This is a genomic window from Rhizobacter sp. P1_G5 (assembly GCF_056405435.1).
Map to the genome: position 1 here is coordinate 1 of NZ_JBFUCB010000965.1, position 1,464 is coordinate 1,464.

Consider the following 1,464-nt stretch of genomic DNA (forward strand, 5'->3'; position numbering starts at 1 on the left):
CTGCATTGGCGCCCTGTGCGTTGTAGCTGTACACCCCGACATCGCTCTTGTAGAGGATGCTGCCCAGCGCGTTGTATTGCAGGCTCACCGTGCGCACGAGGCCGTTGATCGCAGGAGCCGCCACCGTGTAGCGCTGCAGCCGGCCCAACGCGTCGTGCTCGAAGTTCTCCGTCACCGCGCCGGTGCTGCCATCCCCGTTCGCATCGTTGCGGTTCGTCAGCCGGCCCAGGCTGTCCCACACGTAGCCGTGGTTCAGCACGTCAGTGGCGTTGCCCTTGCCTGCCGTCAGGCCGCTCGCACGGCCGGTAGTGGCTTCATAGCCCGACTTGCTCACCACCGAGCTGCTGTACCGCTGCTGCTCCAACTGGTCCCACGCGTTGCAGGCCTGCGCCTGCCACAGCACCGTGCCGGCAGGCAGCGTGACACTCGCGCCCGGCGTGCCTCCCGGGGTGCTCGGCAGCGGGCTCACCGTGACCGCGGTTGCCAGCGACACACTGTTCAGGAATCCCTTGGGCGTGTAGCCGTAGTTCACAGTGAGCCCGGTCGGCCAGGTCTGCGTCGCCTGCCGGCCGTTTGCGTCATAGCTCAGCGCACTGGCGAAGCTCGGCCCGTTGACGACGCTGGTGCGGTAGTTGATCGGCCGGCCCAATCCGTCGTACGCCCACTGCCGACTGATGCCGGTGCTGGTGCTCGTCGCGCACAGCTTGCCGATGCCCATCARGCAGCTGTCGTAGGTCCAGGTGCTCTGGTAYTCCGCCTCGATGCGCTGCGTCATCCGCCCGAGCACGTCGTAGGCCATCGTCGTCTGGCCGCCGCGCTGCTTCTGCARCGGGTTCTGCTGCCACACCGGCTGSCCMAGCGCGTCGTAGCGRTACTCGATCACCCCGGCGTCCGGGTCGRTCAGCTTGAGCTTGTTGCCMCGCACGTCGTAGCTGATCTGCACCGTGTTCTGCAGCGCGTCCTTCGWTGCCACCAAGTTGCCGAACGCGTCATGCTGGTGRACGAGTTGCGCRCCYTGCGCATCRGTGATGCGGATCGACCGGCCTTCCACGTTGCGCTCCTCGCGCCGCGTGTGGCCCTGGTCGTCGGTCGTGGTGGTGGCCAGCGCGCCGTACGCAATGCTCGACACCCGAGCCCTGCGGTTGCCGCGGGCACCGAAACTCACGCTCGGCTGGCTGCCCTGGGGGTCGGCGGTGTAGACCCGAACGGGGCGGCCCAATGCGTCGTACTCGGTGCGCGTGAGCCCCACGTCTGCACTGCCTGCGCTCGTCGACGAACCGCTGTCCAGGAAGTACGGCTGCGTCTGCACCAGCACCTGGCCCAGATCGCCGTACTCGGTGTCGGTGACGATCAGCCGGCTCGTGCCGCCGGGTTGCGTCGGTCCGTCGAAGGCTTCGGTCACATGGCGCAGCAGCCGACCTGCGCGGTCCAGGTACTTGCGGGTGAACGGGCCATTCTTGATGC

1 pseudogene is annotated in these 1,464 nt (G+C 67.5%); it reads right to left on the bottom strand.

The window, feature by feature from the left end:
* A pseudogene (locus AC1D12_RS33200) lies at positions 1-1,464 on the bottom strand (hypothetical protein); the annotation flags it as partial.